Source organism: Alistipes sp. CAG:268 (genome assembly GCA_000434235.1).
In the GTDB taxonomy this organism is placed as follows: Bacteria; Bacteroidota; Bacteroidia; order Bacteroidales; family Rikenellaceae; genus Alistipes; species Alistipes avistercoris.
The window spans coordinates 138,432-141,870 of record FR892005.1; the positions used below are offsets into that span (position 1 = coordinate 138,432).

Below are 3,439 nucleotides of genomic sequence, written 5' to 3' on the forward strand. Positions count from 1 at the left end.
GGTTCAGCAGCAGCATGCCGTTGCGTGTGGCGATGCCGAAGAGCGAGATGAAGCCGATGATGGCCGGGATGCTCACCTCGCCGGTGGTCAGGCGCAGGGCGAAGACGCCGCCGATGAGCGCCAGCGGCAGGTTGAGCAGCACCACGCCGCTCTGCAGCGGGTTGTGGAACTCCATGTAGAGCAGCAGGAAGATCACGACGATGCTCATGAGCGAGGTGAGCAGCAGCGTGCGGCTGGCCGCCTGCTCGCTTTCGAACTGCCCGCCGTATTCGATGTGGTAGCCCTCGGGCAGCTCGATCGATGCATCGACACGTTCGCGGATGTCGTTCACCACGCTGCGCAGGTCGCGGCCGTCGGTGTTGGCCGAGATGACGATCTTGCGCTTGACGTTCTCCCGGTTGATCGTGTTCGGACCGCTCGACGAGACTACGTCGGCCACGTACGAGAGCGGGATGGGGTTGCCCTCGCCGTCGTTGATCATCAGGTCGCGGATCCGCTCCATTGAGCCGCGGTTCGCCTCGTCGGCGCGCACCACCAGGTTGAAGGTCTTGCCCTGTTCGTAGACCTGCGAGACCACCTCGCCGGCCATGTTTACGGCGACGAATTCGTTGAAGGCCGGGAGCGTGATGCCGTAGCGTGCGAGCATTTCGCGTCGCGGAACGATCTTCAGCTCCGGACGTTCGATCTGTTGCTCGACGTTCAGGTCGGCGATGCCCTCGACGCCGGAGATCTCCTCCCTGATGCGGTTGGCGATCGAGAACATGCGGTTCAGGTCGTCGCCGAAGAGCTTGATGGCGATGCTGGCCTGCGTGCCGCTCAGCATGGCGTCGATGCGGTGGCTGATCGGCTGTCCGATCTCGATGTTGGCCCCTACGATGGTCGAGAGCTTCTGCCGCACGTCGTTGAGCAGCTCGCGGTGCGAGCGGCCGTCGAGTTCGAACGGTGCCTCGATCTCCGAGACATTGACGCCCAGGGCGTGCTCGTCGAGCTCGGCGCGGCCCGTCTTGCGGGCCACGGTCCGGATTTCGGGGATCGAGAGCAGCAGCTCCTCGGCCTGCCGTCCGATGCGGTCCGACTCCTCGAGCGAGATGCCCGGCAGGGTGCTGACGTTGATCGTGAACGACCCCTCGTTGAACGAGGGCAGGAAACTCCGCCCGAGCGTGAAGAAGGTGCCCAGTGCGGCGAGGAAGAGCACGGCAGTGGCCGAGAGCACGCTCCGTTTGTGGTTGAGTGCCCAGAGCAGGGCGCTGCGGTAGTATTTTTTGAGCCAGACGGCGACGAACGCCTCCTTCGGAATGCCTCCGTCGCGCCGCCCGCCGAGCAGGTAGCTGCACAGCACGGGGGTGAGCGTCAGGGCCACGATTGTCGAGGCGAAGAGCGCCACGATGAAGGCCACGCCCAGCGGGATGAGCATGCGCCCCTCCATGCCCGAGAGGAAGAAGAGCGGGATGAAGCTGACGACGATGATGAGTGTCGAGTTGAGGATCGGCATGCGCACCTCGCGCGAGGCGTCGAAGACCACCTCGATGACCGGGCGGCGTTGTGCTGTCGGCAGCTGCCGGTTCTCGCGCAGGTGCTTCCAGACGTTCTCCACATCGACAATGGCGTCATCGACGAGCGAGCCGATGGCGATGGCCATGCCGCCGAGGCTCATCGTGTTGAGCGTCAGCCCGAGGTAGTGCAGCACGAGGATCGAGACGAGCAGCGAGAGCGGCAGCGTGATGAGCGAGATGAGCGTCGGGCGGACGTTGGCCAGGAAGAGGAAGAGGATGATGACCACGAATATGGCCCCCTCGAAGAGCGAGTTCTGCACGTTGTCGATCGAACTCTCGATGAAGCGAGACTGGCGGAAGATGTCGGTCGAGACCTTCACGTCCCGGGGCAGGTTCTTCTGCAGGTCGGCGAGGGCCTCCTCGAGTTTTTCGGTCAGCTCGATGGTTCCCGTATCGGGCTGTTTGGTCACGGTCAGAAGCACCGCCGGACGCCCCTTTTCGGAGGCCAGGCCCAGCCTGGGCTGCTGGGCGCCCACCCGCACGTCGGCGATGTCGGAGAGGCGGATCGGGGTGCCGTCCGCGCTCTTGACCACGGCCCGGCCCATCTGGGCGACGTCGTCGGTCGAGACCACGCCGCGCACGATGTATTCGTTGCCGTACTGGTAGATGACGCCGCCGTTGGTGTTGCGGTTCATCCCGCGCGTGACGGCCATCACCTCGCCGAGGCTCACGCCGTAGTGCTTCATGCGCTCGGGGTGGAGCAGGATCTGGTACTCCTTGACGTCGCCGCCGAGTACGGCCACCTGCGCCACGCCTCCGGTCGAGAGCAGCCGCGGGCGGATTGTCCAGTCGGCCAGCGTCCTCAGGTCGAGCATCGAGGTGCTGTCGGCCGTCAGGCCGACGATGAGCAGCTCGCCGAGGATCGACGACTGGGGCCCGAGCGTCGGGTTGCCGACATTGTCGGGAAGGCTCTCGCCGATGGCGGCGAGCTTCTCGGAGACGATCTGACGGTCGAGGTAGATGTCTGTGCCCCATTCGAACTCGACCCAGACGACCGAGAAGCCGGTGGTCGATGAGGAGCGGACGCGGCGCACGCCCGTGGCGCCGTTCACGGCGGTCTCTATGGGAAAGGTGACCAACTGCTCGACCTCTTCGGCGGCCATGCCGTTGGCTTCGGTCATGACGACGACCGTCGGGGCGTTCAGGTCGGGGAAGACATCGACCTCGGCGTGGATGGCCCGGTAGGTGCCGGCCACGAGCAGCAGCACCGACGCGACGAGAACCAGCAGGCGGTTCTGCAGCGAAAAGCGGATGATTCTGTTCAGCATGTCGCGGTGCGGTTTTTAGTGGTTGTGCGTATGGGCCGGGATGGCGTTGCTTGCTGAGGCCAGCCGAACGTGTACGGCACCCTGCATGACGACGCGCTCGCCCTCCCGGAGCCCCTCGACGATCTCCACGCGCTCGCCGTCCGTGGCGCCCGTCACGACGGGCTGCTTGCGGTAGCACGATTCGTCGAGCTGGACGTAGACGAAGTAGACGCCCTGCTCCTCGGTGAGGGCCGAGACGGGCAGGCTGATGATTCCCTGCCGCGGGGCGGCGAGCAGCCACACCTCGGCGAACGATCCGGGGAGGATGTCGCCGAGGTTGTCGAAGGCGAAAGTCACGGGAATGTAGGCCGCCGCGTCGTCGGAACTGCGGCCGTAGGCCACCAGCCGTCCTCCGAGTTCTCCGGTGCTGTAGACCTTCTCCCCGGAGGCGGTGCGGAAGTTGGCCCCGGTGAGGCTCCCGAGCTGCGGGTAGCAGCGCTCCGGGACATCGGCGCGCAGCTGCAGGCGGCGGTTCTGCGTGAGGGTCAGCAGGGGCTGCCCGACGGTGACGTAGTCGCCATCGCCGACCAGCAGGCGCTTCACGTACCCGCGCATGGGCGAGCGTACGGCCGTGCCGCC

At 65.8% G+C, this 3,439-nt stretch carries 2 protein-coding genes; both read right to left on the reverse strand.

The annotated features are described in order from the left end of the window. Positions 1-2,821: efflux RND transporter permease subunit (locus tag QZL63_RS07300; RefSeq protein WP_290586389.1), on the reverse strand; the 2,821-nt coding region annotated here is incomplete at its 3' end. Between the two features lie 15 nt (positions 2,822-2,836). Beyond that, the coding region (locus QZL63_RS07305) for an efflux RND transporter periplasmic adaptor subunit (RefSeq protein ID WP_290586392.1) at positions 2,837-3,439 on the reverse strand (603 nt) is incomplete at its 5' end.